This is a genomic window from Curtobacterium sp. 314Chir4.1, assembly GCF_900215175.1.
Taxonomy (GTDB): Bacteria; Actinomycetota; Actinomycetes; order Actinomycetales; family Microbacteriaceae; genus Curtobacterium; species Curtobacterium pusillum_A.
On sequence record NZ_OCMI01000001.1, the window covers coordinates 252078 to 276590 of the forward strand.

Sequence of the window (24513 nt, forward strand, 5' to 3'; positions counted from 1 at the left end):
GGACGGTCGCCGGCCTCACGAACGTCCGCACACGGCTGGTCGGGGACCGTGAGGGCGTGGCAGCGGATGCTGTCGTGGGTCTCGCCAGGGCCTGGTCGACGGCCTGGAGGCTCGTCAAGCGTGGGTGGGCAGAGGTCTCGGCCGTGGTCACCGGCCTGGGATGGACGGTGGCAGCACTCACGCTCGTCGCGTTCGTGCTCGGGTACCGTTTCGGGCTGCGAGAGGTCGTCGTGGTCGGTTTCGCGGGTGCGCTCCTGGTGGTCGTCGCGGCCGTCGCGCTCATCGGACGCTCACGTCTGGTGATCCGGATGCGGCTGCCGCAGCACCGCGTGGCGGTGGGAGACCCGGCTGGTGTCGTCGTCACCGCCGAGAACCCGGTCCGTCTGCCGTCGGTGCCGATCACCGTCGAGGTCCCGGTGGGGGCTGGGCTCGTCGACGTGGCGATCCCGTCGATCGGTTCCCGGGGGACCTTCGAGCAGGAGGTCCCGGTGCCGACCGTCCGACGCGGGGTGCTCGACGTGGGTCCGGTGACCGGTGTCCGCGCGGACCCCGTCGGGCTGGTGCGCCGGGAGATCGTGTGGACCGCGCGCGAGCAGGTGATCGTGCACCCGCGGACCATCGCGATCCCGTCGACGAGCACGGGGCTGGTCCGCGACCTCGAGGGCCAGGCGACGACGGACCTCTCACCGTCGGACATCGCCTTCCACGCCATCCGCGAGTACATGCCCGGCGACGACCCGCGCACGATCCACTGGAAGTCGACGGCGAAGTCGGGTGCGCTGATGGTCCGGCAGTTCGAGGACACCCGACGATCGCACCTGGTGGTCGCGTTGGGACTCTCGCGAGCCGAGTTCGCCGACGACGAGGAGTTCGAGCTCGCGGTCAGCGCTGCGGCTTCCCTCGGGACACGGGCCATCCGGGACGGCCGTGAGGTCTCGGTCGTCGTCTCCGAGCGCACGCCCGAGTTCGCGAAGCGCGCGGTGTACGCGGTGCGGTCGCTGCCCACGGTGACCCCGACACGACTGCTCGACGACTTCGCGTCGGTGGGACTCGCGGACGCCTGTCTGCCGATCGCGGAGGTGTCGCGCATCGTGGGCAGCGACACCGCCGGGATCTCGGTCGCCTTCCTCGTCGTCGGGTCGACCGTCGAGCTGCCAGCACTGCGACTGGCTGCGACGCGGTTCCCCGTCGGCGTCGAGGTCGTCGCCGTCATCTGCGAACCCGAGGCCCAGCCGCGGTTCCTCCGTGTCGCCGGACTCACCGTCATGACGATCGGCTACCTCGACGACCTGCGCCACGCCCTGCACCGATCGGCGGCCGCTGCATGAGCGTCGCTGCACCCCCGGAGACGCGGGCCCGGAAGACGGTCCGCCGCGACGCCCGTCGGCTCGCGCCGTCGCGGCTGGTCGGCGGGACCCTCGCGACCTGGCTGCTCCTCGCCGTGGCGTGTGTGGCGTGGTGGCCCGTCTACCGCGACGACTCCATGGTCGTGGCCGCGGTGACGGCGGTGGTGTTCGGCACCCTGGTCGCCCTCGTCGGCACGGTGTTCCGGCTCCCGACCGCGGTCGTCGCCGTCGCGACCGTCGCGGTGTTCGCCCTCACCGGCGTGCCGGCTGCCGTCCCGGGCCAGGCCAACGGGATCCTCCCGACCGGGCAGGGCCTGGTCGACCTCTTCGCCGGCGTCGCCCTCGGCTGGAAGCGGCTGGTGACCATCAGCCTGCCGGTCGGTTCCTACGAAGCCCTGCTCGTGCCGTTCTTCGTGACGCTGCTCGTCGCGACGGTGACGGCCGTGAGCGTGGCGACCCGTGCCTCCAGGCAGGAACTGGCGAGCATCCCGGCGCTGGTGCTCTTCGCAGCGGGTGTCGTGATCGGGCCGAGCCGCCTGGACACGTCCATCGTGACGGCCGTCGCACTCACCGGGATCGCGCTCGTGTGGGCGCTGACCGTGCGGCACGCACGCCGGGCCGCAGCCGTGGCGTCGACCATCGGTGCGCGTGTCCCGCTCGTGCGGTCCGTCCTCCGGCCCGCGCTCGTGGGGACCGGCACCATCGTCGCCGCAGCCGTCGTCGCGACCGGGCTGGGCCTCATCGCGCCGCCCTCGGTCGGCCGCACCGTCGCGCGGACCGACGTCGTGAAGCCCTTCGACCCGCGGGACTACGTGAGTCCCCTGAGCGGGTTCCGTGCCTACGAGGAGCAGACCGAGTCCGACACCGCTCAGCTGCGGGTGACCGGCCTGCCCGCGAACGGGTTCGTGCGGATCGCGACGCTCGACACGTACGACGGCGTCGTCTACCGCGTCGGCGGTTCCGACGGTTCGACCACATCCGGGACCTTCGAACGCGTCCCGACGTCCGTCGACGTCCGCGGCGTGCAGGGGACGACGGTGCGCGTCGGCGTGACCGTCGACGGGTACAGCGGTGTGTGGCTGCCCACCGTGGGCGACCTCGAACGGGTGGAGTTCTCCGGGTCGGGCGCCGAGCAGGAACGTGGAGCGTTCTTCTACAACGGCTCCACCGCGACCGGCGCGGTCGTGGGCGGTGTCGGCGACGGCACCCGCTACGACCTGACCGCGGTGGTGCCGGACCAGCCGACCGACGACCAGCTCGCCTCCGCGCGTCCCGGCAGCGCCTCGATCCCGACACCGCGGTCGGTGCCGGACGCGGTCCGCGACACGGTGGATGCGTACACCGGGGACGCCGAGACCGACGGCGCGAAGCTCGTGGCGATGGTCCAGGAACTCAAGCGGAACGGGTACGTCAGCCACGGGGTCGGCGACGACCGTGCGAGTCGCTCGGGGCACGGTGCGGACCGGATCCAGGAACTCCTCACGTCCCCGCTGATGATCGGCGACCAGGAGCAGTACGCGACCGCCGCGGCGCTGATGGCGAACCAGCTCGGGTTCCCGGCCCGCGTGGTCATGGGGTTCTCGGCCGGGGGTGACGCCGGAGGAAGTGCCGCCGAAGGGACGACCTCGGGCGGCACGACCACCTTCCGCGGGTCGGACGTCACCGCACGCATCGAGGTCGACACGGCGCAGTGGGGGTGGGTCATGATCGACCCGAACCCGACCGTCCGGGACATCCCGGACGAGCAGCAGCAGACGCCGCAGCCGGTCACACGACCGGAGACCGTCGTCCCGCCGCCTCCGGCCGAGCAGCAGGACCAGTCGCAGCAGGCACCGCCGCAGAGTGACCGCAACACGCCGCCGGTCCAGCCGCTCTGGTTGCAGATCCTGCTCGCGGCGCTGCCGTGGGTGCTCGCGACGCTCGGTTTCGTGGCCCTCGTGCTGCTGCCGTTCGGCGTGATCGTGCTCCTCAAGCGGATCCGACGCCGGCGACGACGTCGGGCGCCGACCCCGCGGGCGCGCATCGTCGGCGCGTGGGACGAGTACCGTGACGCTCTCGTCGACCGCGGCCACGACGTCGGACGCTCGGCGACCCGACGCGAAGCGGTCGCCGGCGCGCCGGGTGACGGTGGCACCGGACTGGCTGCGCTCGCTGACCGCTCGGTGTTCGGGCCGAACGACGCCGACGTGACCGCGGCCGACCGGATGTGGTCCGCCGCGGACGACGCGATCGCGAGCCTGCGGACGGGACGAACACGCAAGGAACGAATCCGCGCAGCGGTGTCGCTCCGGTCCCTGCGGATCGGTGATGCATCGCGGACCGCTGGAGCCTCCGTGGCCTCGGTCGTCGCCCGACGCCGGACGAACGCCGGTCGTGGCCAGGGTCCGGGGGAGCCTCGTGACTACGATGGCCTGCAGGCCGGCGAGCGTCGTGGACGGCCGAGTGAGGACAGAGGCAACCCGTGATCAGATGCGAACACTGCGGATCGATGCTCCCGGACGGAGCGATCTTCTGCGGTGAGTGCGGGCGTGCGGTGACCGCTGCGGCGAGCCGACGCCCAGCCGCTCAGCCGCCGGTCGAACAGGCCCCGCCGCCGCCGCTGCAGCAGCCCGATGTGCACGGGCGTCGCCAGGACCCCGCCACCGACGCCTGGTTGCCGGAAGCGACCCTCGACCCCGCCACCCGCGCGTGGCTCACCGGAACCGACCGTTCCGACGAGCAGCCGCCGGCGGCCGTCCCGGTCCAGCGTCCCGACGATCACGCCCCGCGCACCGCCCCGACGCACGTGCACGGAGCCGGCTCCGGTCTCACGGACTGGGCCGGTCAGGGACAGCGCGGCGCCGACGTCCCGCCAGCTCCCGCACAGCCGGAGCCTCCGCACGCGCCCGCGGCACCGGAGCAGCCCTTCGCGCCGGAGCCGGTGGAGCCGCCGCTCGACCCGAACGCCTACCCCTCCGAGCCAGAGGACCCCGAGGTGACCCGCCTCGCCGAACGGTCCGAGTCGGCGGCACCCGTCCACCAGGACCAGGCGCCGACCGCTGCGCCGGTGTGGAGCCGCCCTGAGGAGCAGGCACCGCCCGCAGCCCCCGCCGGCCCGTCCTGGTGGGTCGGACGTCCGGGCACACAGGCCGCCGCCGAGCCCGTCGAGGACGCCAGCGCCGAGCGGACCGGAGCGCCCGAGGTGGCCTCGCCGCCGCAGGCGAACGACACGGCCGTCGTCGAGCCCCTCGTCGACCGTCGCCCGCTCCGCCCGACACCCCTGGTGAACCCGGTGAACCAGGTCACCACGTGCCACGTGTGCGGTCACCAGCTCGAGCCGGACGACATCTTCTGCGCCGAGTGCGGTGCGGTGCGTCCCGCCGTGACGGCTGCCTTCACCGGCCCGATCGTCCCGCTGCCGATGGACCGGCCGGACTGGGCAGCGGACGACTCCGCAGACGCAGACGCAGACGAGGCTGACGCAGACGGGGCCAGCGCCGACGCGGCCGAGGCCAGCGCCGACGAGGCCAGCTCGGACGACGTCGTCGAGCCGGCCTCCGCGCAGTCCGTCGACATCCCGTCGGACACCGTGGGCGAGGTGCCGGAGGAGACCCCGCGCACCCCGCTCCGGCAGCGTGGTGTCCACGCGGCCCCGACCGCCGACGAGGCGCCCGCTGACGCCCCGGACGCTCCTCCGACGGCACCCGGGTCCGCGACGCACCCGTCATCGGCGCCGTCCGCCCCGGACACCGCCGCGATCGGGGTCCCGGTCGCAGCCCCGCTCCCACCCGTGCCGGGCATGACCGGCCCCGTGCTGCCGCTCCCGACGACCGACGCTGCTCCGACCAGTGCCGACGGCGACCTCGAGGACGACGTCGACGAGACCCGCATCGTCACCAAGACCCCGACCCGTGCGCCCTTCGTGCTGCACTTCAGCACGGGTGAGCGGTTCGGCGTGCACGGGACGGGCCTGGTCGGCCGGCTCCCGCGTCCGCAGCCGGGTGAGCGGTTCGACGACCTGCTGACCGTGCACGACCCGGGCAAGTCGGTCTCGAAGACCCACCTCGAGCTCGGTCGCGACGGTGACGACCTGTGGGTGTCCGATCGGTTCTCCGGCAACGGCACCGTCGTCCGGCACATCGACGGCTCGATCCGACGCTGTGAGCCGGGTCGTCGGTACCGGGTGGAGCGCGGCGCACGCGTGGACATCGGGGAGCAGTTCTTCCTCGTGCAGTGACGCTTCGGGGCTCCTCCTCAACAGGGGAGCCCCGTGCGGTCCTGTGCACAACTGAGGCCGGGTGCCCCTGACGCTCGGGCGCGCTGTGGTGCGCTGACGGGATGACACCGTTCGCCGCTCGATGCGTCCTCGTCGGTGCGGCGGTCGCCGCGACCGTCGCCGGCGTCGTGGCCCCGCTACCGGGCCCGTCACGAGCGGTGCTCCTCGTCGCGGCGACGTGCTGCGCGGTGATCGACGTCCTGCTCGTCCGTGCCACGCGGGCTGAGGCGGCGCGGCCGACCGACGCCGCCGCCGTCACGACGATCGGCCCCGTGGCGGTGGTGCCGGGACCGTCGGACGACGCCGGGCCGCCTGCGCGGCCCACGATCGTGCTCGGTTCGACGGACGAGGGGCGCACGATCGCCGTCGAAGGGCGCGGGCCCACCCACATCGCGGTCGTCGGCACCGGCGTGCTCGCTGCGGCGGTCTTCCGTGCGGTCGCCGCACAGGTCCGCACGGCGGCGGCGGCCTCGGGGACACCGATCCGGGTCGCGAGCGCGCCGGAGCTGCGGACCCTCCTCGCGAACCCGGACGAGCCCTGCCCGCCGATGTCCGACGGCACCGCGGCCGTCGTCGGCGACGTCGGTGCGCGTGCCCCGACCACGGCGGTGCTCGTGCCGGGACCCGGTCAGGTGCCGAGGGCGTGGGACCTCCTGGTCGAGGTCACCCGCTACGGGTGCACCGTCCGTCGGCGCGACGAGACGACCGGCGTCCCGGTGTCACCGGTGCTCCCGGAGCTCGACCCGTGACGTGCGGACCGGACAGGACCGGACAGGACCGGGCCGGGCCGGTCAGGACCGGTCAGCGGAGCCCGTCGCCGGCGCGCAGGACGCCCACCGGGACGCCGCCGCCGAGGACCTTCTCGCCCGTCGCCGCCATCACGTCGGCGACACCGTCCGCGTCCACCAGGCCGTTGCGCTCGAGCAGGGTGAGCGCGGCGAGGGTCCCGGCACGCTGCGCGCCGTCGAGGGTCTTCACCGCGACGGCTGCTCCACCGGGGAGGCCCATGACCATGACACCCTCGGCCCCGAGCTTCGCGAGCACCCGCAGCCGCTCGATCGTCACGGTGTTCGCGCGCCCGATGCCGTCGATCGCCCACGGGTGGTCGAGCACCGCGTCGGTGAGCGCCGCGGTGTCGGCCTCGGCACGTGCGACGACGCCGGCGAACCCGCGCGCGAGTCCGGCCAGGGTGAGCGGGAACACCGGGGCGCCGCACCCGTCCGTGCCGACGACGTCGACCGTCTCGTGCGTGAACTCCTCGACGGTCGACCGGACGCGCTGCTGGAGCGGGTGCGCGATGTCGAGGTACGTCTCCTCGTCCCATCCGTTGACCCGGCAGGCCGCGAGCATGCCGGCGTGCTTGCCGGAGCAGTTCATCGCCAGCCGTCGGGGCTCGGTCATGGTGCGGGCGGTCGCCCGGTCGAACGGCAGGTCCGGCGGGCAGCCGAGGTCCGCCTCGACGTGGTCGAACGACTCGAGCATGTGGAGCGCGATCGCCTGGTGCGCGGCCGTGCCGGCGTGGCTCGCCGTGGTGAGCACGAGCTCCTCGCCGGAGAACACCGCCCCGGCACGCCGGACGGCGAGTGCCTGGAAGGGCTTCATCGTCGATCGGGGGTAGATGCTCGCCTGCACGTCGCCGACGGAGTCGATGACGGTGCCGTCGGCGGACACCACCACACCGGCGCCGACGTGGCGGCTCTCGTCGAACCCGTTGCGGTCGAGGACCGCGAGTTCGACCGACCCGTCGGCGGTGAGAGGATGGCGATCAGTGCGGACGTCGGGGCTCACCGTCATGCCGCAATCGTACCGAGCCGAAGGGGCCGCACCGTGACCGACCACTCCTACGAGGTCTCCGTCCGCTGGACCGGCGACCGCGGCACCGGCACGAGCGGCTACCGCGAGTACGGCCGTGACCACGACGTCCTCGCAACGGGCAAGCCCGACATCGCGGGTTCCGCCGACCCGACGTTCCGCGGTGACCGCGACCGGTGGAACCCCGAGGAGCTCGTCGTCGCCGCTCTCGCGCAGTGCCACATGCTCAGCTACCTGCACGTCGCCGTGACGCAGGGCTTCACCGTCGTCGACTACGAGGACCGCGCGACGGCGAGCCTCAACCTCAACCGGGACGGCTCCGGTGAGCTGACCGAGGCGACCCTGCACCCGGTCGTGACCATCCTCGAGGCGGACCGCGTCGCCGACGCCGAGGCAGCGCACGCCACGGCGTCGAACCTCTGCTTCATCGCCCGGTCCGTCGCGTTTCCCGTGCACCACGCGCCGCACACCAAGGTGCGTGCGGCAGACTAGGTCCTCGTGAAGCGTCTGCGTCTGCTCCCGATCGCCCTCGTCCCCGCCGTCGTGCTGGGACTCGCCGCGTGCTCCGGATCCGGTTCGTCCGGTTCCTCGGCCACGCCGAGCGCGTCGTCGAGCGCCACGGCGGCGGCGATCAGGTCCTGCCCGGACCCCGGTTCGGCCTCGAAGGCGATCGACGTCACCGGAGCGTTCGGTGGCACGACCGCCCCGACCGTGAAGTTCGACAAGGGGCTGTTGGCGAAGAAGCCGCAGGCCAGCACGGTCGTGCAGGGCACGGGCACGGCGCTCAAGGACGGCGACTACGCGCAGGTGTCCTACAGCGTGTACCAGGCCTCCGACGCGAAGAAGCTCGGCACGGTCGGCTTCGACCAGGGCAACCCGCAGGTCCTCTCGGTCGGCGGCACCGGCTTCGGCGCGCTGCTGGCGTGCGCGAACGTCGGCGACCGCATCGCCGCGATCGGCCAGTCCTCGGCGCTCGGCTTCAACACCGGCGGCGAGATCGTCGTCGTCGCCGACGTGGTGGCGCAGACCCCGACGAAGTCGAACGGCACCCCGCAGACGCAGGACCCGAAGCTCCCGACCGTCACGGACAAGGCCGACGGCGAGCCGGAGATCACCATCCCGAAGGGCGTCGCCGCGCCGACGAAGACCACGCCGGAGGTCATCAAGCAGGGCACCGGCGCCGCGATCGCCGACGGCGACACCGCGCTGGTCCAGTACAAGGGCGTCGTGTACGACACGGGCAAGGAGTTCGACTCCTCGTGGTCGAAGGGCGCTCCGACGACGTTCACGATCTCCGAGGGCTCGCTCATCAAGGGCTTCGTGACGGGCCTGGTCGGCCAGAAGATCGGGTCGCAGGTCCTCATCGTCGTCACCCCGGACGACGGCTACGGAGCGAACCCGGCCGAGGGGTCGGGCATCCCGAAGAACGCCACGCTGGTGTTCGTCGTCGACATCCTCGCCAAGGGCTGACCCGTGACGGCGACCGGCGCCCCCGACCGCCCAGCGGCGTCCGCGAAGCGCCGCATCGTCATCCTCGGCAGCACCGGTTCGATCGGCACACAGGCACTCGACGTCGTCGACCGCAACCCGGACCGCTTCGAGGTCGTCGGCCTCACCGCCGGCAGCAACCGTGACCTCGTCGCCGAGCAGGCCGAGCGCCACGGCGTCCGTGACACCGCGTTCGGCGCCGAGGACTCGGAACGCCTGGTGCGCAGCGTCGAGGCCGACGTCGTCCTGAACGGCATCACCGGCTCGGTCGGCCTCGGTCCCACCCTGGCCGCGCTCGAGTCCGGCGCGACGCTCGCCCTGGCGAACAAGGAGAGCCTGATCGTCGGCGGCCCGCTCGTGCAGGCCGCAGCGGCCCCCGGGCAGATCGTCCCCGTCGACAGCGAGCACTCCGCGATCGCCCAGGCCCTCCGTTCCGGGGCTCCTGACGAGGTCCGCCGGCTGGTCCTCACCGCGAGCGGCGGTCCGTTCCGTGGTCGCTCGCGCGCCGAGCTCCGCGACGTCACGCCGGCGCAGGCACTCGCGCACCCGACGTGGGACATGGGCCTGGTCGTCACGACGAACTCCGCGACGCTCGTCAACAAGGGACTCGAGGTCATCGAGGCACACCTGCTCTTCGGCGTCCCGTACGACCGCATCGACGTGACGGTGCACGCGCAGTCGATCGTGCACTCGATGGTGGAATTCGTGGACGGTTCGACCATCGCGCAGGCTTCACCACCCGACATGCGGTTGCCGATCGCGCTCGGGCTCGCCTGGCCGGACCGCGTTCCGCACGTCGGCGTCCCGCTCGACTGGACGACGGCGAGCACGTGGACCTTCGAGCCGCTCGACACCGAGGCCTTCGGCGCGGTCGCCCTCGCGAAGCGCGTCGGCGAGCTCGGCGGCACGTTCCCGGCGGTGTTCAACGCCGCGAACGAGCAGGCCGTCGCCGCGTTCCACGCGGGCGCGATCGGTTTCCTCGACATCGTCGACACCGTCGAGCGTGTGGTCGGGGAGCACACCGCGGGGGAGTCCTCCCTGCAGGGCGTGCTGGCAGCGGAGCGCTGGGCGCGCACGGCGGCGGACCGCGCGCTGTCCCGCTGACGCGAGTCGCGCCTCCAGTCCGTCCCGTGGTGACGACATGACGGACTGGGCCCACACCACCGGTTCCGGCGCGACGCGCCAGCGGCGGGCCGGCCGTGCCGGTGGGGAGAGGCACGACTCACCTCCCAGGGCTCGCTCGGCTCCGTCATGGGATCGGTCCCGTACCCTTTCCCGGTGACCGTCGAATCCGTCCTGCTCTTCGTCCTCGGCGTGGTCGTCTTCATCATCGGCCTGCTGGTCTCGATCGGACTCCACGAGCTGGGGCACCTGTCCTTCGCGAAGCTGTTCAACGTCAAGGTGACGCAGTACTCGCTGGGCTTCGGCAAGGCGATGTGGTCGTTCAAGCGGGGCGAGACGGAGTACGGCATCCGCCCGATCCTGCTCGGTGGCTACATCTCGATGGTCGGCATGCTCAAGCCGCGGGCCTCGGGGCGACCGAACGCGATCACGAACACCGGCATGTACGGCGCGTTCGTGCAAGATGCCCGGCAGGCGAGCGCCGAGCAGATCGCGGACTCGGGCGGCGACGACTCCCGGGCGTTCTACCGGCTGGTCTGGTGGAAGCGCATCATCGTGATGGTCGCCGGTCCCGCGATGAACCTCGTGATCGGCATCTTCCTGTTCGGGGTACTGCTCGTCGGGTTCGGTGCGCCCACGACCACCTTCACGTCGAGCGTCGACTGCGTCCTGCCGACCAGCCAGGCCACCACGTGCGCCCCGGGCGATGCCGTGTCGCCGGCGAAGGAGGCCGGCATCCGTCCCGGCGACGTCGTGCTGTCGGTCAACGGTAAGCAGGACCCGACCATCACCGAGGTCTCCGAGGTGTTCCAGGAGTCCGCGGGCAAGGACGTCGCCGTCGTCGTCGAACGGGACGGTGCGGAGAAGACGCTGCACATCACGCCGACGACCGCGACGCGTGACGTCTACACCGCCGACGGCACGGTCGCGAAGAACGACGACGGCAGCACGAAGACGCAGCAGGTCGGCGTGGTCGGGGTGAGCATCGGGCAGTCGCTGGTGCGGCAGTCGCCCGCCACGGTGCTGCCGGCCACGGGTGCGCAGATCTCGGCGTCCGCGCACCTGATCATCGACCTGCCGCAGCGACTCGTCGCCGTCTGGAACGCGGCGTTCGGGGCGCAGGAACGATCGCAGGACAGCCCGGTCTCGGTCGTCGGCGTCGGGCGGGCGATCGGCGAGGTGTCGTCGATGAGCGGCGTGCCGGTGATCGACAAGGCCTACACGATCCTCGGACTGCTGGCGTCGCTGAACATCGGGCTGTTCGTCCTGAACATGGTGCCGCTCCTGCCGCTCGACGGCGGGCACATCGCCGGTGCCCTCTGGGAGGCCGTGAAGCGTCGCTCCTTCAAACTCGTCGGCAAGGCGGATCCCGGGCCGATCGACCTCGCGAAGACCATGCCGCTGACGATGGTCGTGGTGGTCCTCCTCGCGGGCATGAGCGCGCTGCTCATCTACGCCGACATCGTGCGGCCCGTGAACCTGTTCGGCTAGCCAGGCGGCGCGGACGGAGCACTACGCTCAGTCCATGAGCACAGCTCCGGAAGTCCGCACGGTCGAGCGGCAGGGCACCGACGTCATCGCCGAGTCCGACCGGAAGGGACGCCCGAGGGACCTCTTCTGGCCGTGGTTCGCCGCGAACATCTCGGTCCTCGGCCTGTCGTACGGCTCGTTCGTCCTCGGGTTCGGCATCTCCTTCGGGCAGGCCACGATCGTCTCCGTCATCGGGGTGGCGTTCTCGTTCCTGCTGTGCGGGATCGTCGCGATCGCCGGCAAGCGGGGTTCTGCACCGACGATGGTCCTCGGCCGGGCGGCGTTCGGCGTCCGCGGCAACCGCCTGCCGGCGTTCCTCAGCTGGATCCTCACGGTCGGGTGGGAGACCGCGCTCGCGTCGGCCGCGGTCCTCGCCACGTCGACGGTGTTCCGCGAGCTCGGTTGGGACGGCGGCGTCCTGACGAAGCTCGTCGCGCTCGTGGTGGTCGCCGCCCTGGTGGTCGGTGCCGGGATCGCCGGGTTCGACGTGATCATGCGCCTGCAGACCTGGATCACGGTGATCACCGCGGTGCTCACGATCGTCTACGTCGCGCTCGCGCTGCCCTCGATCGACCTCGGTGCGATCGCCGCGCTGCCGTCCGGGAGTGCCCAGAACGTGGTCGGGGCGCTCGTCCTCGTGATGACCGGGTTCGGGCTCGGCTGGGTCAACGCCGCGGCGGACTACTCCCGGTACCTGCCGCGCTCGGCATCGACCCGCGGGGTCGTCTGGTGGACCACGTTCGGCGGTGCACTCGCGCCGATCGTCCTCGTCGTGCTCGGCGTCCTGCTCGCCGACTCGTCGAAGGACCTCAACGCGGCGATCGCCGTCGACCCGATCGGTGCGCTCACGACTGTGCTTCCGGTCTGGTTCCTCATCCCGTTCGCGCTCGTCGCGGTGCTCGGGCTCGTGGGCGGCGCCGTGCTCGACATCTACAGCTCCGGGCTGGCGTTGCTGAGTGCCGGCATCCGTATCCCGCGCCCGGTGGCGGCCGGGGTGGACGGCGTGTTCATGGTCGCCGGCGCCGTCTACGTGGTGTTCTTCGCCGACTCGTTCATCCAGCCGTTCCAGGCGTTCCTCGTCACCCTTGGTGTCCCGATCGCCGCGTGGTGCGGGGTGTTCGTGGCCGACGTGGTGATCCGTCGGGCGCCGTACGCCGAGCGGGAGCTCGAGGACCGTCGCGGGCGCTACGGCGACGTCCGGTGGCTCGCCGTCGGCCTCGTCGTCGTCGGGACCGCGCTCGGCTGGGGGCTCGTGACGAACACCTACGGCGTGCCGGCCTGGCTGAACTGGCAGGGGTACCTCCTCGAGCCGTTCGGCCTCGGCGGGCGCACCGGCGCGTGGGCGTACGCGAACCTCGGCGTCCTCGTGGCACTCGTCGTCGGGTTCCTCGGCACCCTGCTCTTCGCGCGGGGGTCGGTCCGCCGGCAGGAGCAGGCATGAGCGCGGTCGACGCGGCGGTCGCGGGTGTGCCCGACGACGCATGGCTCGTCGTGGTCGACATGCAGGAGGTCTTCACCGGCGACAGTCCCTGGGCCACTCCGCGCTACGACCACGCCGCCGCGGGCATCGAGCGGCTGCTCCCACGGTTCACCGGCCGCACGGTCTTCACCCGCTTCGTCGCACCGGAGCACCCGCAGGGTGCCTGGGTGCCGTACTACCGCGACTGGCCGTTCGCACTCGTACCGGACACCGACCCGCTCTGGGACCTGACCGAACCGTTCCGGACCGCCGCGGCCGACCGACGCGACCCCGTCGTGACCGAGACGACCTTCGGCAAGTGGGGGACGAGCCTCCGGGCCGTCACCGGCGACCACCCGCACCTCGTCCTGGTCGGCGTATCGACCGACTGCTGCGTCCTGTCCACCGCGCTGGCGGCCGCGGACACCGGTGCCACCGTGACCGTCGTGGCGGACGCGTGCGCCGGCGCGAGCGACGACGACCACGAGCGGGCGCTCGCGACGATGCGGCTCTACGCGCCGCTCATCACGGTCGTCTGATCCGAACGCCCGACCACTGCGCGTAGAGTGCACCTCGTGCCTGCAGTGAACCTCGGTCTGCCGAAAGTCCCGGAAACCCTCGCCCCGCGCCGCAAGTCCCGGCAGATCCGGGTCGGCAAGGTGCTCGTGGGCGGCGACGCGCCGGTGTCCGTCCAGTCGATGACCACGACGCCGACGACGAACATCAACGCGACGCTGCAGCAGATCGCCGAGCTCACGGCCTCCGGTTGCGACATCGTCCGCGTGGCGGTCCCGACGCAGGACGACGCCGACGCGCTGCCGATCATCGCGAAGAAGTCGCAGATCCCGGTCATCGCGGACATCCACTTCCAGCCGAAGTACGTCTTCCAGGCCATCGACGCCGGGTGCGCCGCGGTCCGTGTGAACCCGGGCAACATCCGGAAGTTCGACGACCAGGTCGGTGCGATCGCCCGTGCCGCGAAGGACGCCGGCGTCTCGCTGCGCATCGGGGTCAACGCCGGATCGCTCGAGCCGAGCCTGCTCCAGAAGTACGGCAAGGCCACGCCAGAGGCACTCGTCGAGTCAGCCGTCTGGGAAGCGAGCCTGTTCGAGGAGCACGACTTCCACGACTTCAAGATCTCGGTCAAGCACAACGACCCGATCGTCATGGTGAAGGCCTACCGACAGCTCGCCGCGGCGGGGGACTGGCCGCTGCACCTCGGCGTGACCGAGGCCGGTCCGGAGTTCCAGGGCACCATCAAGAGCGCCACCGCGTTCGGCATCCTGCTGGCCGAGGGCATCGGCGACACCATCCGCGTGTCCCTCTCCGCCCCGCCTGCACAAGAGGTGAAGGTCGGCCTGCAGATCCTGCAGTCCCTGAACCTCCGCGAGCGCAAGCTCGAGATCGTCTCCTGCCCGAGCTGCGGCCGTGCGCAGGTCGACGTCTACCAGCTGGCGAACGACGTCACCAAGGGGCTCGAGGGCATGACCGTCCCGCTCCGCGTCGCCGTCATGGGCTGCGTCGTGAACGGCCCGGGCGAGGCCCGTGAGGCCGACCTCGGCGTCGCGTCGGGCAACGGCAAGGGGCAGATCTTCGTCAAGGGCCAGGTCATCAAGACCGTTCCGGAAGCCGAGATCGTCGAGACGCTCATCACCGAGGCGAACCGTCTCGCCGAGGACATGGGTCCCGCGGCCGGCACCGGCAAGCCCCTCGTCGTCACGTCCTAGCACCGGCGCGCGCCGTCGCACGGTGCGAGGTGGCGCCCAGCGCCCGAGGCAGTGTGCGAGGTTCCGCGCGGTGTGCGAGGCCACGTGCCTCGCACACTGCACGGAACCCCGCACCGTCCACCGCGGGACCTCGCACGGCGCGAGCGCGGGCGCGCGCCCACGCACACGCCGACCCGCACGGGCCCGACCCGCCCCCCCCACGCAGCACCGGCTCCGCGCGCCGCTAGGCTTGCCCCGTGGTCACACGGCTTTCGCATCTGTTCCTCCGTACGCTCCGCGACGACCCCTCCGACGCCGAGGTGACGAGCGCGAAGCTGCTCGTCCGCGCCGGGTACGTCCGTCGCCAGGCCCCGGGCATCTTCGCCTGGCTGCCGCTCGGCCTGCGGGTCCGCGCGCGCATCGAGCACATCATCCGCGAGGAGATGGTGGCCGCCGGAGCGCAGGAGGTCCTGCTGCCGGCGCTCCTGCCGCGCGAGCCGTACGAGGCGACGAACCGCTGGACCGAGTACGGCGACGGCATGTTCCGCCTGCAGGACCGCAAGGGCGCCGACTACCTGCTCGCGCCGACGCACGAAGAGATGTTCGCGCTCCTCGTGAAGGACCTCTACGGCTCCTACAAGGACCTGCCGGTCACGCTGTTCCAGATCCAGGACAAGTACCGCGACGAGGCCCGTCCCCGCGCCGGCCTCCTGCGCGGTCGCGAGTTCACGATGAAGGACGCGTACTCGTTCGACCTCACCGACGAGGGCCTCGAGCGCAGCTACCAGGTCATGCGCGACGCGTACGAGAAGATCTTCGCCCGGCTGGGCCTCGAGTACGTCATCGTCAAGGCGGATGCCGGCGCGATGGGCGGCTCGAAGTCCGAGGAGTTCCTGCACCCGATCGGCGTCGGCGAGGACACCTTCGTCCGCAGCGCCGGCGGGTACGCCGCGAACGTCGAGGCCTACGTCACGCCGGTGCCGGACGCGCTGCCGATCGACGGCCAGCCGGAGCCCGTGCTCCTGCCCGCGTCGGACACCCCGACGATCGAGACGCTCGTCGCCCACGCGAACGAGGTCGCCCCGCGCGACGGCGCGCCGTGGACCGCGGCCGACACGCTGAAGAACGTCGTGCTCGCCCTGACCCACCTGGACGGCACCCGCGAGGTCGTCGTCGTCGGGCTCCCCGGCGACCGCGACGTCGACCTGAAGCGCGCCGAGGTGGCGTTCGCACCGGCCGAGGTCGAGGCGGCGGGCGACGACGACTTCCGGAAGCACAAGGGCCTGGTCAAGGGCTACATCGGCCCGCAGGTCCTCGGTGCCGACAGCGCGACCGGCATCCGCTACTTCGTCGACCCGCGCGTGGTCGACGGCACCGCCTGGATCACGGGCGCGAACGAACGCGGCGTGCACGTCTCTGGCCTGGTCGCCGGACGTGACTTCGTGGCCGACGGCGTGGCCGAGGTGTCCGACGTGCGTGCGGGCGACCCGGCACCGGACGGCTCCGGCCCGCTCGAGACCGCTCGTGGCATGGAGATCGGGCACGTCTTCCAACTCGGCCGCAAGTACGCCGAGGCGCTCGGCCTCAAGGTGCAGGACGAGAACGGCAAGCTCCGCACGGTCACGATGGGGTCGTACGGCATCGGCGTCACGCGCATCCTGGCGATCCTCGCCGAGGCGCACAACGACGAGAAGGGCCTGGCCTGGCCGAAGAACGTCGCCCCGTTCGACGTGCACGTGGTCGCCACCGGCAGGGACGAGGTCGCCTACGAGCTGGCGGCGGACCTCGTCGCGCAGCTCGAGGGCGAACGGTTCGAGGTCGTGTACGACGACCGTCCGAAGGTCTCGCCCGGCGTGAAGCTCCGCGACGCCGAGCTCCTGGGCATGCCGATCGTGGTGGTCGCCGGTCGCGGCGCCGCCGACGGCGTCGTCGAGCTCTGGAACCGCGCGAGCGGCGAACGCCGCGACGTGCCGGTCGCCGAGCTGCTCGACGCGGTGCGCGCGATCTAGCGGGTCGCGTCCTCGACGCGACAGCAGGACGGACTGGAGGCGCGGTGCCAGCTGGCGCTGCGCCTCCAGTCCGTCGTCAGGCCGGGTCCGCGACCCGCAGTGCGGTAGTCTGGTCGCCGACTTCCGCGCGGTTCCATCCGCGGGAGCGACTCATCTGAATACGGAGGCCCTCGGTGAAGATCGATCTCGCAGTCCTGCGACTCATGGAGCGTGAGCGGGAGATCCCGTTCGACGAACTCGTCCAGATCATCGAACAGGCCATCCTGACGGCGTACCAGAAGCACCGCACGGAGAACGAGGAGCCCGTCGACGCGCAGACCCGTGTCGAGCTCGACCGCAAGTCGGGCGAGGTCTCCGTCTACGTGCCCGAGCGCGACGACGAGGGCACCGTGATCGGCGAGGCCGTCGACCAGCCCAGCGACTTCGGCCGCATCGCCGCGTTCGCCGCCAAGCAGGTCATCAACCAGCGCCTGCGCGACATCGGCGACGACAAGATCCTCGGCGAGTTCCGCGGGAAGGAAGGCGACATCGTCGCGGGCGTGGTCCAGCAGGGCCCGAACCCGAAGATGGTGCACGTCGACCTCGGCACGGTCGAGGCGATCCTGCCGCCGGAGGAGCAGGTGCCGGGCGAGGACTACAAGCACGGGTCCCGCATCCGCGTGTACGTCACGAGCGTCGGCCGCGGTGCCAAGGGCCCGCAGATCACGGTGTCCCGCACGCACCCGGGCCTGGTTCGGAAGCTGTTCGCGCTCGAGGTCCCGGAGATCGCGTCCGGTGTCGTCGAGATCACCTCGCTCGCTCGGGAGGCCGGCCACCGCACGAAGATCGCGGTCAAGGCGAACGAGCCCGGCGTGAACGCGAAGGGGGCGTGCATCGGCGAGCTCGGTGCTCGTGTCCGTGCCGTGACGACGGAGCTCGGCGCCGAGAAGATCGACATCGTCGACTACTCGTCCGACCTCGCCTCGTTCGTCGCGAGCGCCCTGTCGCCCGCCAAGGTGACGAGCGCGTTCGTGCTCGACGCCTCGACGAAGGCCGTCCGCGCCCTCGTGCCGGACTACCAGCTGTCGCTCGCGATCGGGAAAGAGGGACAGAACGCCCGCCTCGCCGCCAAGCTCACGGGCGCCAGGATCGACATCCAGCCGGACTCGATCCTGGACGGCGAGGACTGACGGTTTCGCTGCCGGCACGTCCGGTCCGGGCGTGCCGGATCGCGTCGATCCGAGGCAAGGAGTAAGGTGGTCCCCGTCAGAACGTGCATCGGCAGTCGTCGTCGCGCTCCCCGATCCTCCCTCCTCCGTGTCGTCGCCCTGAGCGATGGGCGAGTCGTGGCGGATCCGAAGGCAGTCATGCCGGGCCGGGGAGCATGGCTCACCCCGACCGTCGAAGCCTACGAGCTGGCCGTCAAGCGCCGGGCGTTCCGTCGGGCGCTCCGGCTGGATCGCGAACCCGACACGTCCGCAGTGCTCGACCACCTGCACGGCCTCGAAGCCGCGCAGTCGGGCGGACACCAGGACACGACAGAACAGGCTGAACGGCTTATGGACAACTGATGAGCGGCTCGAAATGAGACCCGTCATCCATTGAGTCCTGCCCCTCCACGGGGTGGGACCCGTGAAGGAGAACAGTGGCAAAACCACGCGTACACGAGATCGCATCCGAACTCGGTGTCGACAGCAAGACCGCAATGGAGAAGCTCAAGGAACTCGGCGAATTCGTCAAGGGCCCGAGCTCCAGCGTCGAACCCCCCGTCGCACGCAAGCTCCGCGCTGCGCTGCAGGCTGACGGCGCCTCGGCGTCGAAGCCCGCCGCGGCACAGACCCCGAGTGCACCCGCCACGGCGGCTGCACCCAAGTCGAGCGCGCCGAAGCCGGGCGGCCCCCGCCCGGGTCCGGCACGTCCGGCACCCACCCCCGAGCCCGAGGTGCAGGCGCCCGCCGCCGACGTGCCGACGCCGGCCGCGCCGAAGTCCGTCGCACAGCGACAGGCCGAGGCCGAGGCTGCGCGCAAGGCCGCTGCTGCCGAGAAGGCTGCCGCCGAGCAGTCCGGCGACGCCGGTGACGGCGCAGCCCCCGAGGCGAAGAGCGACGCCGTCAAGCCCGGTGGCGCTCCGAAGCCCGGTGCAGCAGCCGGTCCGAAGCCTGGTGGCCCGAAGCCGGGCGCACGCCCGGGCAACAACCCCTACGCGTCGAGCCAGGGCATGGGCTCGCGCCCGCCGCGTCCGGGCAACAACCCGTACTCGTCCAACCAGGGCATGGGCCAGCGCCCCGCCGGCGGCGCCGGTGGCGGCAACGGCATCCCGCGCCCGGCTCCGCCGCGTCCGGGCGTTCCCCGTCCGGGTGCCCCGCGTCCCGGTGGGCCCGGTCAGGGCAACCGTCCGAACGGCTTCGGGCAGCGCCCGGGCCAGGGTGGCGGCGGTCGTGGCGGCCCCGGTGGTCGTCCGGGCGGTGCCGGTGGTGCCGGTGGCGGCTTCCCGCGTCCGGCCTTCAGCGGCCCGCGTCCCGCCGGTGGCGGTGGCCGTGGTCGTGGCCCCGGCGGCGGGACCGCTGGTGCGTTCGGTCGCGGTGGCGGCAAGAGCCGTGCCCGCAAGTCGAAGCGGACGAAGCGCGCCGAGTACGAGATGCGGCAGGCACCGTCGCTCGGCGGTGTGCAGGTCCCTCGCGGTGACGGCAACACGGTCGTGCGACTCCGTCGTGGTGCGAGCATCTCGGACTTCGCGGACAAGATCGACGCGAGCCCCGGCAACCTGGTGACGGTGCTGTTCCACCTCGGTGAGATGGCGACCGCGACCGAGTCCCTGGACGAGGCCACGTTCGAGGTCCTCGGCGACGAGCTGGGCTACAAGATCCAGATCGTCTCGCCGGAGGACGAGGACAAGGAGCTCCTCGAGGGCTTCGACATCGACATCGACGCCGAGTACGCCGACGAGGACGACTCCGTCCTGCAGCAGCGTCCCCCGGTCGTCACCGTCATGGGTCACGTCGACCACGGCAAGACCCGCCTGCTCGACGCGATCCGGAACTCGAAGGTCGTCGAGGGCGAGGCCGGTGGCATCACCCAGCACATCGGTGCGTACCAGATCGTCACCGAGCACGAGGGCATCGAGCGTCCGATCACGTTCATCGACACCCCGGGTCACGAGGCCTTCACGGCCATGCGTGCCCGTGGTGCGCAGGTCACCGACATCGCGATCCTCGTGGTCGCGGCGGACGACGGCATCATGCCCCAGACGATCGAGGCGCTGAACCACGCCCAGTCGGCGAACGTGCCGATCGTGGTCGCGGTGAACAAGATCGACAAGGAAGGCGCGAACCCGGCCAAGGTCCGCCAGCAGCTCACCGAGTACAACCTGGTGGCCGAGGAGTACGGCGGCGACGTCATGTTCGTCGACGTCTCGGCTCGTCAGAACATCGGTATCCAGGAGCTCCTGGACGCCGTGCTGCTGACCGCCGACGCCGGTCTCGACCTGCGTGCGAACCCCGACAAGGACGCCCGAGGCGTCGCGATCGAAGCACGGCTCGACAAGGGCCGTGGTGCGGTGGCGACCGTCCTCATCCAGTCCGGAACGCTGCACGTCGGCGACGCCATCGTGGCGGGCACGGCCTACGGCCGCGTCCGTGCGATGACCGACGAGAACGGCGTGGCGGTCAAGGCCGCGACGCCGAGCCGCCCGGTCCAGGTGCAGGGTCTGTCCTCGGTGCCCCGCGCCGGTGACACGTTCCTCGTCACCGAAGAGGACCGCACGGCACGTCAGATCGCCGAGAAGCGTGAAGCCGCCGAGCGCAACGCCCAGCTGGCCAAGGCCCGCAAGCGCATCTCGCTCGAGGACTTCACCCGCGCACTCGAAGAGGGCAAGGTCGACTCGCTCAACCTCATCATCAAGGGTGACGTCTCCGGTGCCGTCGAGGCACTCGAGCAGTCGCTCCTGGACATCGAGGTCGACGACAGCGTCCAGCTCCGCATCCTGCACCGCGGTGTGGGTGCGATCACGGAGTCGGACATCGACCTGGCCACGATCGACAACGCGATCGTCGTCGGCTTCAACGTCCGCCCGGACGTCAAGGCCCGCGAGCGTGCGGCGCGCGAAGGCATCGACGTGCGCTTCTACTCGGTCATCTACAACGCACTCGAGGACATCGAGCAGTCCCTCAAGGGCATGCTCAAGCCCGAGTACGAAGAGGTCCAGTCGGGCGTCGCCGAGATCCGCGAGGTGTTCCGTTCCTCCAAGTTCGGCAACATCGCGGGTGTCATCGTCCGCTCCGGCACGATCACGCGCAACGCCAAGGCGCGCGTCATCCGCGAAGGCGTGGTGCTCGCCGATGGTCTGGCCATCGAGTCGCTGCGTCGCTTCAAGGACGACGTGACCGAGGTCCGCACGGACTTCGAAGCCGGTATCGGTCTGGGCAAGTTCAACGACATCCAGATCGGCGACGAGATCGAGACCACCGAGCTCGTCGAGAAGCCGCGCGACTAGTCGCGTGAGTACCCTGGGCCCCGGTCTCCTTCACGGGAGGCCGGGGCCCAGCCCCGTTCCAGAGCAAGACATCTCCACAGGAGGCACCCATGGCCGATCCGCAGCGCGCACGCAAGATGGCGGACCGCATCAAGGAAGTCGTCGCACGCCGACTCGACAAGGGTCTGCGTGACCCGCGGCTCGGGTTCGTGACGATCACCGACGTCCGCGTGACCGGTGACCTGCAGCACGCGTCGATCTTCTACACGGTGTACGGCACCGACGAGGAGCGTGCCGACTCGGCCGCCGCACTCAAGGCCGCGACGGGCATGCTCCGTTCGGAGGTCGGCAAGAACATCACGGCGCGGCTCACCCCGTCGCTCGAGTTCATCGCCGACGCCCTGCCGGAGACGTCGGCGCACATGGAGGACCTGCTCGTGCAGGCCCAGGTGCGCGACGAGCAGGTCCGTGCCGCCGCGGCCGGTGCGAGCTACGCCGGTGACGCCGATCCGTACAAGCACGACGACGAGGACGAGGACGAGGACGACGCCGACGAGGCGCGCGCCTGACCCGTCCGGTCAGCCCTCGGGCAACCGGTAGCCGCTCGCGTCGTCCCCGACGGCCAGTCCGTCGCGCAGGAGCGACGCGAGCGCCCGGTCCCGCTGCTCGGCGTCGGGCCAGACCGGTTCGATCTCGTCCCGCGTGACGGGGACGTCGCTCGCGCGGAGCTCTGCCATGATCAGGCCGCGCACCTGCCGGTCGCTGCCGGCGAACTTCGCCTGCTTCGGTGCCCGCGGTCCCTCGTGCTCCGGGTACCCGGCGGCCCGCCACGCGCAGCGGTCCGCGATCGGGCACGCGTCGCACGCGGGGGAGCGGGCGACGCAGACGAGTGCGCCGAGCTCCATCACGGCGGCGTTCGTCGCTGCGGCGTCGTCGCGGTCGTCCGGCAGCACCGACTCCATCAGCGGGAGGTCCTGCTTCACCTTCGCCGGGCCGGGTTCGCCCTGGCCGAGCAGGGCGCGCGCGAGCACCCGTCGGACGTTCACGTCGACGACCGGGTGCCGGTCGCCGTACGCGAAGACCGCGACGGCGCGAGCCGTGTAGTCGCCGATGCCGGGCAGCGCGAGCAGCGCCGCGACGTCGCGGGGCACCACGTTGGCGTGCTGCTCGGCGATCGCGGTCGCGGCCGCGTGCAGCGCGAGCGCCCGTCTCGGGTAGCCGAGCCGGTCCCAGGCGCGCACCGCGTCCGCCGGGGGTGAGGCCGCGAGGTCCGCAGGCGTCGGCCACCGGGTGAGCCATGCCTCCAGGCGGGGGATGACGCGCGCCACCTGCGTCTGCTGCAGCATGATCTCGCTGACCAGCGTGCCCCACGCCGGGAAACCGGCGCGGCGCCAGGGCAGGTCCCGCGCCTCGGCGCGGAACCAGGCGATGAGCGGTGTCGCGATGTCCGGTGCCGGGGTCGCGTCCTGTGGACGGGGCACGTTGTCCACATTCGGTCGGGAGGCACGACTCGCGTTCACCACGACAGCCTACGGTGGACACATGGCACGTTGGGCACCCCAGGAGACCGACACCATGGCCGCGATCGCGGCCGAGGTGATCGCACAGGTCGGCACGAACCGGACCGTCGTCGGCATCGACGGCCAGGACGGCGTCGACCTCGAGCGCGTGGCGTCCGGCCTCGTCGACGGCTTCCAGCAGCACGGGGTGTCCGCGATGGCCGCCGCCGCCCCGTCGAGTGACGTCGACGCGCTGCGATCCGACCTCGTCGCGCCGTTCCGGTCCACCGGCGAGGGCCCGGGTGTCCTCGTGGTGCACGGGCACGGGGTGCTGGCCCACGGTGCCCACCGGCTCTGGCGCTGGTCGCTGTGGGTCGAGCAGGAGTCGGGCCGGCTCGAGCGCCGGGCGGACGTCAAGATCGCGGCCTCCGCCGTGCTCGACGTCACCGACCCCGAGCACCCCCGCCGGGAGTGGAACGACGCCTGCTGACGGGCCCGACCGCTGGTAATCTCCTCTGGTGCTCGAAACCGCGCCCGACGGCATCCTCCTCGTCGACAAGCCGCAGGGGATCTCCAGCCACCGGGTCGTCTCGATCGCACGGCGTCGGCTGGGTCTGAAGAAGGTCGGCCACGCCGGCACCCTCGACCCGATGGCGACCGGCCTGCTGCTCCTCGGCATCGGCTCGTCGACCCGACTGCTGACGCACCTCGTCGGCCTCGGCAAGACCTACACGGCGACGATCCGCCTGGGCGTCTCCACGGACTCCGACGACGCGGACGGCACGCCGACCGTGGCCGTCGGCACCGCGTCCGCCGACGTCTCGGACGCCGCGGTCGAGACGGCCGTGGCGGCGCAGCGCGGTGCGATCGAGCAGGTGCCGTCGACGGTCAGTGCGATCAAGGTCGACGGCCGGCGTGCGTACGACCTCGCGCGCAAGGGCGAGGACGTCGTCATGAAGTCGCGCGCGGTGACGGTCTCCCGGTTCGACGTGACCGGTCGGAACGACCGGGTCGTCTCGGTGGACGGCGCCGACGTGGCGGTGGTCGACCTCGACGTGGTCGTCACCTGCTCCTCCGGCACCTACGTCCGGGCGCTCGCGCGTGACGTCGGCGCCGCGCTCGGCACCGGTGCCCACCTGACCGCGCTCCGGCGCACCGAGGTCGGGCCGTTCGACGTCGACGACGCGATCGACCTGGAGGACGAGTCCGTCGACGTCCGGGCTGCCCTCGCCCGTCCCGCCGACGTCGCCCGACGCCTCTTCTCGTCGGTGACCCTCGACGCCGCGGCGGCGAAGGACCTCACCGACGGCAAGCGCGTCGCCGCCGACCACCCCGACTCGGACGGCCCCGTGGCCGCGGTCGCCGCGGACGACGACCGCCTCGTCGGCCTCGTGTCCGTCCGGCGCGGGCTGCTCCGGGTCATCACGAACTTCCCGACCCCGACGGGGGTGCGCGCGTGATCGAGTGGTTCATGTGGGTGCAGCTCGTCATCGCGGTCGTGGCGGGCCTGTTCGCGGTGGTCGTCGGCTTCATCGGGTGGAAGCCCAACGACTACACGGTCGGGTCGCTCGTCCTGGTCGAGCTGCTCCTGCTGGCGCAGGGCGTCATCTCCCTCGTGCTCCCCGCCGTCGGCAGTGCGCCGAAGGGCAACGGCCTCGAGTTCGGCGTGTACGCGGTGTCGGTGCTGCTCGTGCCGCCGGCCACCATCGTCTGGGCGCTCATCGACCGGACGAAGTGGAGCACCGTCGTCCTCGGTGCCGGCGCGTTCACCGTCGCGGTCATGGTCTACCGGATGTACCAGATCTGGTTCGCCCTGAACTGACCCCGGGGCCGGGTC

Annotated in this window: 21 protein-coding genes; 19 read left to right on the top strand and 2 right to left on the bottom strand. The window is 71.8% G+C overall.

Going from position 1 to position 24513, the window contains the following annotated elements:
- The first annotated feature begins 56 nt into the window (after positions 1 to 56).
- The 4 genes from CRP27_RS01130 to CRP27_RS01145 all read left to right on the top strand — a co-directional run bounded on the left by CRP27_RS01130 (position 57) and on the right by CRP27_RS01145 (position 6350).
- On the top strand, positions 57 to 1328 hold the full coding sequence (locus tag CRP27_RS01130) for a DUF58 domain-containing protein (RefSeq protein ID WP_255257392.1): 1272 nt from the start codon (positions 57 to 59) through the stop codon (positions 1326 to 1328).
- On the top strand, positions 1325 to 3811 hold the full coding sequence (locus tag CRP27_RS01135; RefSeq protein ID WP_097178963.1) for a transglutaminase domain-containing protein: 2487 nt from the start codon (positions 1325 to 1327) through the stop codon (positions 3809 to 3811). The genes CRP27_RS01130 and CRP27_RS01135 overlap by 4 nt, the downstream gene beginning before the upstream one ends.
- Positions 3808 to 5562 carry a zinc-ribbon domain-containing protein gene (locus tag CRP27_RS01140; protein ID WP_141399648.1) on the top strand — a complete coding sequence of 585 codons (1755 nt, stop codon included), beginning with the start codon at positions 3808 to 3810 and terminating at the stop codon, positions 5560 to 5562. The genes CRP27_RS01135 and CRP27_RS01140 overlap by 4 nt, the downstream gene beginning before the upstream one ends.
- A 101-nt stretch (positions 5563 to 5663) precedes the next feature.
- The gene (locus CRP27_RS01145; protein WP_097178965.1) at positions 5664 to 6350 is read left to right on the top strand and encodes a hypothetical protein; all 687 of its coding nucleotides are present in this window, start codon (positions 5664 to 5666) and stop codon (positions 6348 to 6350) included.
- Positions 6351 to 6402: 52 nt separating this feature from the next.
- Here the strand turns inward: CRP27_RS01145 and CRP27_RS01150 are convergent, their stop codons facing one another.
- A complete protein-coding gene (locus tag CRP27_RS01150) occupies positions 6403 to 7395 on the bottom strand; it encodes an asparaginase (protein WP_097178966.1) in 993 nt (330 codons plus the stop codon).
- Positions 7396 to 7428: 33 nt separating this feature from the next.
- Here CRP27_RS01150 and CRP27_RS01155 point away from each other — a divergent pair, with 33 nt between their 5' ends.
- The 12 genes from CRP27_RS01155 (at position 7429) to rbfA (ending at position 21746) form a co-directional block, all read left to right on the top strand.
- The gene (locus CRP27_RS01155; protein ID WP_255257393.1) at positions 7429 to 7905 is read left to right on the top strand and encodes an OsmC family protein; all 477 of its coding nucleotides are present in this window, start codon (positions 7429 to 7431) and stop codon (positions 7903 to 7905) included.
- Positions 7906 to 7911: 6 nt separating this feature from the next.
- The gene (locus CRP27_RS01160; protein ID WP_097178967.1) at positions 7912 to 8883 is read left to right on the top strand and encodes an FKBP-type peptidyl-prolyl cis-trans isomerase; all 972 of its coding nucleotides are present in this window, start codon (positions 7912 to 7914) and stop codon (positions 8881 to 8883) included.
- A 3-nt stretch (positions 8884 to 8886) separates the two neighbouring features.
- Positions 8887 to 10005 carry a 1-deoxy-D-xylulose-5-phosphate reductoisomerase gene (dxr, locus tag CRP27_RS01165; protein ID WP_097178968.1) on the top strand — a complete coding sequence of 373 codons (1119 nt, stop codon included), beginning with the start codon at positions 8887 to 8889 and terminating at the stop codon, positions 10003 to 10005.
- A 174-nt stretch (positions 10006 to 10179) separates the two neighbouring features.
- The gene (locus CRP27_RS01170; protein ID WP_176505421.1) at positions 10180 to 11514 is read left to right on the top strand and encodes an RIP metalloprotease; all 1335 of its coding nucleotides are present in this window, start codon (positions 10180 to 10182) and stop codon (positions 11512 to 11514) included.
- 34 nt (positions 11515 to 11548) lie between these two features.
- Positions 11549 to 12994: a cytosine permease gene (locus tag CRP27_RS01175; protein WP_097178970.1), complete on the top strand. Its 1446-nt coding sequence runs from the start codon at positions 11549 to 11551 to the stop codon at positions 12992 to 12994.
- Positions 12991 to 13551, top strand: a complete 561-nt coding sequence (locus CRP27_RS01180; protein WP_097178971.1) for a cysteine hydrolase family protein — start codon at positions 12991 to 12993, stop codon at positions 13549 to 13551. The genes CRP27_RS01175 and CRP27_RS01180 overlap by 4 nt, the downstream gene beginning before the upstream one ends.
- Before the next feature lie 57 nt (positions 13552 to 13608).
- Positions 13609 to 14739, top strand: coding sequence for a flavodoxin-dependent (E)-4-hydroxy-3-methylbut-2-enyl-diphosphate synthase (gene ispG / locus CRP27_RS01185; RefSeq protein ID WP_079238924.1), 1131 nt, complete (start codon positions 13609 to 13611; stop codon positions 14737 to 14739).
- A gap of 236 nt (positions 14740 to 14975) precedes the next feature.
- Positions 14976 to 16727: a proline--tRNA ligase gene (locus CRP27_RS01190; protein ID WP_097178972.1), complete on the top strand. Its 1752-nt coding sequence runs from the start codon at positions 14976 to 14978 to the stop codon at positions 16725 to 16727.
- Positions 16728 to 16900: 173 nt separating this feature from the next.
- A complete protein-coding gene (gene nusA, locus CRP27_RS01195) occupies positions 16901 to 17896 on the top strand; it encodes a transcription termination factor NusA (RefSeq protein ID WP_079236185.1) in 996 nt (331 codons plus the stop codon).
- A gap of 66 nt (positions 17897 to 17962) precedes the next feature.
- Positions 17963 to 18277, top strand: a complete 315-nt coding sequence (locus CRP27_RS01200) for a YlxR family protein (RefSeq protein ID WP_079236184.1) — start codon at positions 17963 to 17965, stop codon at positions 18275 to 18277.
- A gap of 74 nt (positions 18278 to 18351) precedes the next feature.
- Positions 18352 to 21198, top strand: a complete 2847-nt coding sequence (infB, locus tag CRP27_RS01205) for a translation initiation factor IF-2 (protein WP_097178973.1) — start codon at positions 18352 to 18354, stop codon at positions 21196 to 21198.
- A gap of 89 nt (positions 21199 to 21287) precedes the next feature.
- On the top strand, positions 21288 to 21746 hold the full coding sequence (gene rbfA, locus CRP27_RS01210; RefSeq protein ID WP_097178974.1) for a 30S ribosome-binding factor RbfA: 459 nt from the start codon (positions 21288 to 21290) through the stop codon (positions 21744 to 21746).
- 9 nt (positions 21747 to 21755) lie between these two features.
- On the opposite strand, the gene CRP27_RS01215 is transcribed toward rbfA, so the two are convergent.
- The gene (locus tag CRP27_RS01215) at positions 21756 to 22658 is read right to left on the bottom strand and encodes an A/G-specific adenine glycosylase (RefSeq protein ID WP_217990673.1); all 903 of its coding nucleotides are present in this window, start codon (positions 22656 to 22658) and stop codon (positions 21756 to 21758) included.
- A 61-nt stretch (positions 22659 to 22719) separates the two neighbouring features.
- On the opposite strand from CRP27_RS01215, the gene CRP27_RS01220 reads away from it, so the two are divergent.
- From CRP27_RS01220 to CRP27_RS01230, 3 genes are read left to right on the top strand one after another with little or no spacing between them, the layout of a single operon-like run.
- Positions 22720 to 23166: a hypothetical protein gene (locus CRP27_RS01220; protein ID WP_079236181.1), complete on the top strand. Its 447-nt coding sequence runs from the start codon at positions 22720 to 22722 to the stop codon at positions 23164 to 23166.
- Between the two features lie 28 nt (positions 23167 to 23194).
- Positions 23195 to 24136: a tRNA pseudouridine(55) synthase TruB gene (gene truB / locus CRP27_RS01225; RefSeq protein ID WP_097178975.1), complete on the top strand. Its 942-nt coding sequence runs from the start codon at positions 23195 to 23197 to the stop codon at positions 24134 to 24136.
- Entirely contained in the window at positions 24133 to 24498 is a 366-nt protein-coding gene (locus CRP27_RS01230; RefSeq protein WP_097178976.1) for a hypothetical protein, read from the top strand. The genes truB and CRP27_RS01230 overlap by 4 nt, the downstream gene beginning before the upstream one ends.
- Positions 24499 to 24513 lie beyond the last annotated feature (15 nt).

Coding starts and splice junctions, on each gene's coding strand:
- CRP27_RS01135 (WP_097178963.1), top strand. CDS start 1,325: ATGAGCGTCGCTGCACCCCCGGAGACGCGGGCCCGGAAGACGGTCCGC.
- CRP27_RS01145 (WP_097178965.1), top strand. CDS start 5,664: ATGACACCGTTCGCCGCTCGATGCGTCCTCGTCGGTGCGGCGGTCGCC.
- CRP27_RS01150 (WP_097178966.1), bottom strand. CDS start 7,395: ATGACGGTGAGCCCCGACGTCCGCACTGATCGCCATCCTCTCACCGCC.
- CRP27_RS01175 (WP_097178970.1), top strand. CDS start 11,549: ATGAGCACAGCTCCGGAAGTCCGCACGGTCGAGCGGCAGGGCACCGAC.
- CRP27_RS01180 (WP_097178971.1), top strand. CDS start 12,991: ATGAGCGCGGTCGACGCGGCGGTCGCGGGTGTGCCCGACGACGCATGG.
- rbfA (WP_097178974.1), top strand. CDS start 21,288: ATGGCCGATCCGCAGCGCGCACGCAAGATGGCGGACCGCATCAAGGAA.
- CRP27_RS01220 (WP_079236181.1), top strand. CDS start 22,720: ATGGCACGTTGGGCACCCCAGGAGACCGACACCATGGCCGCGATCGCG.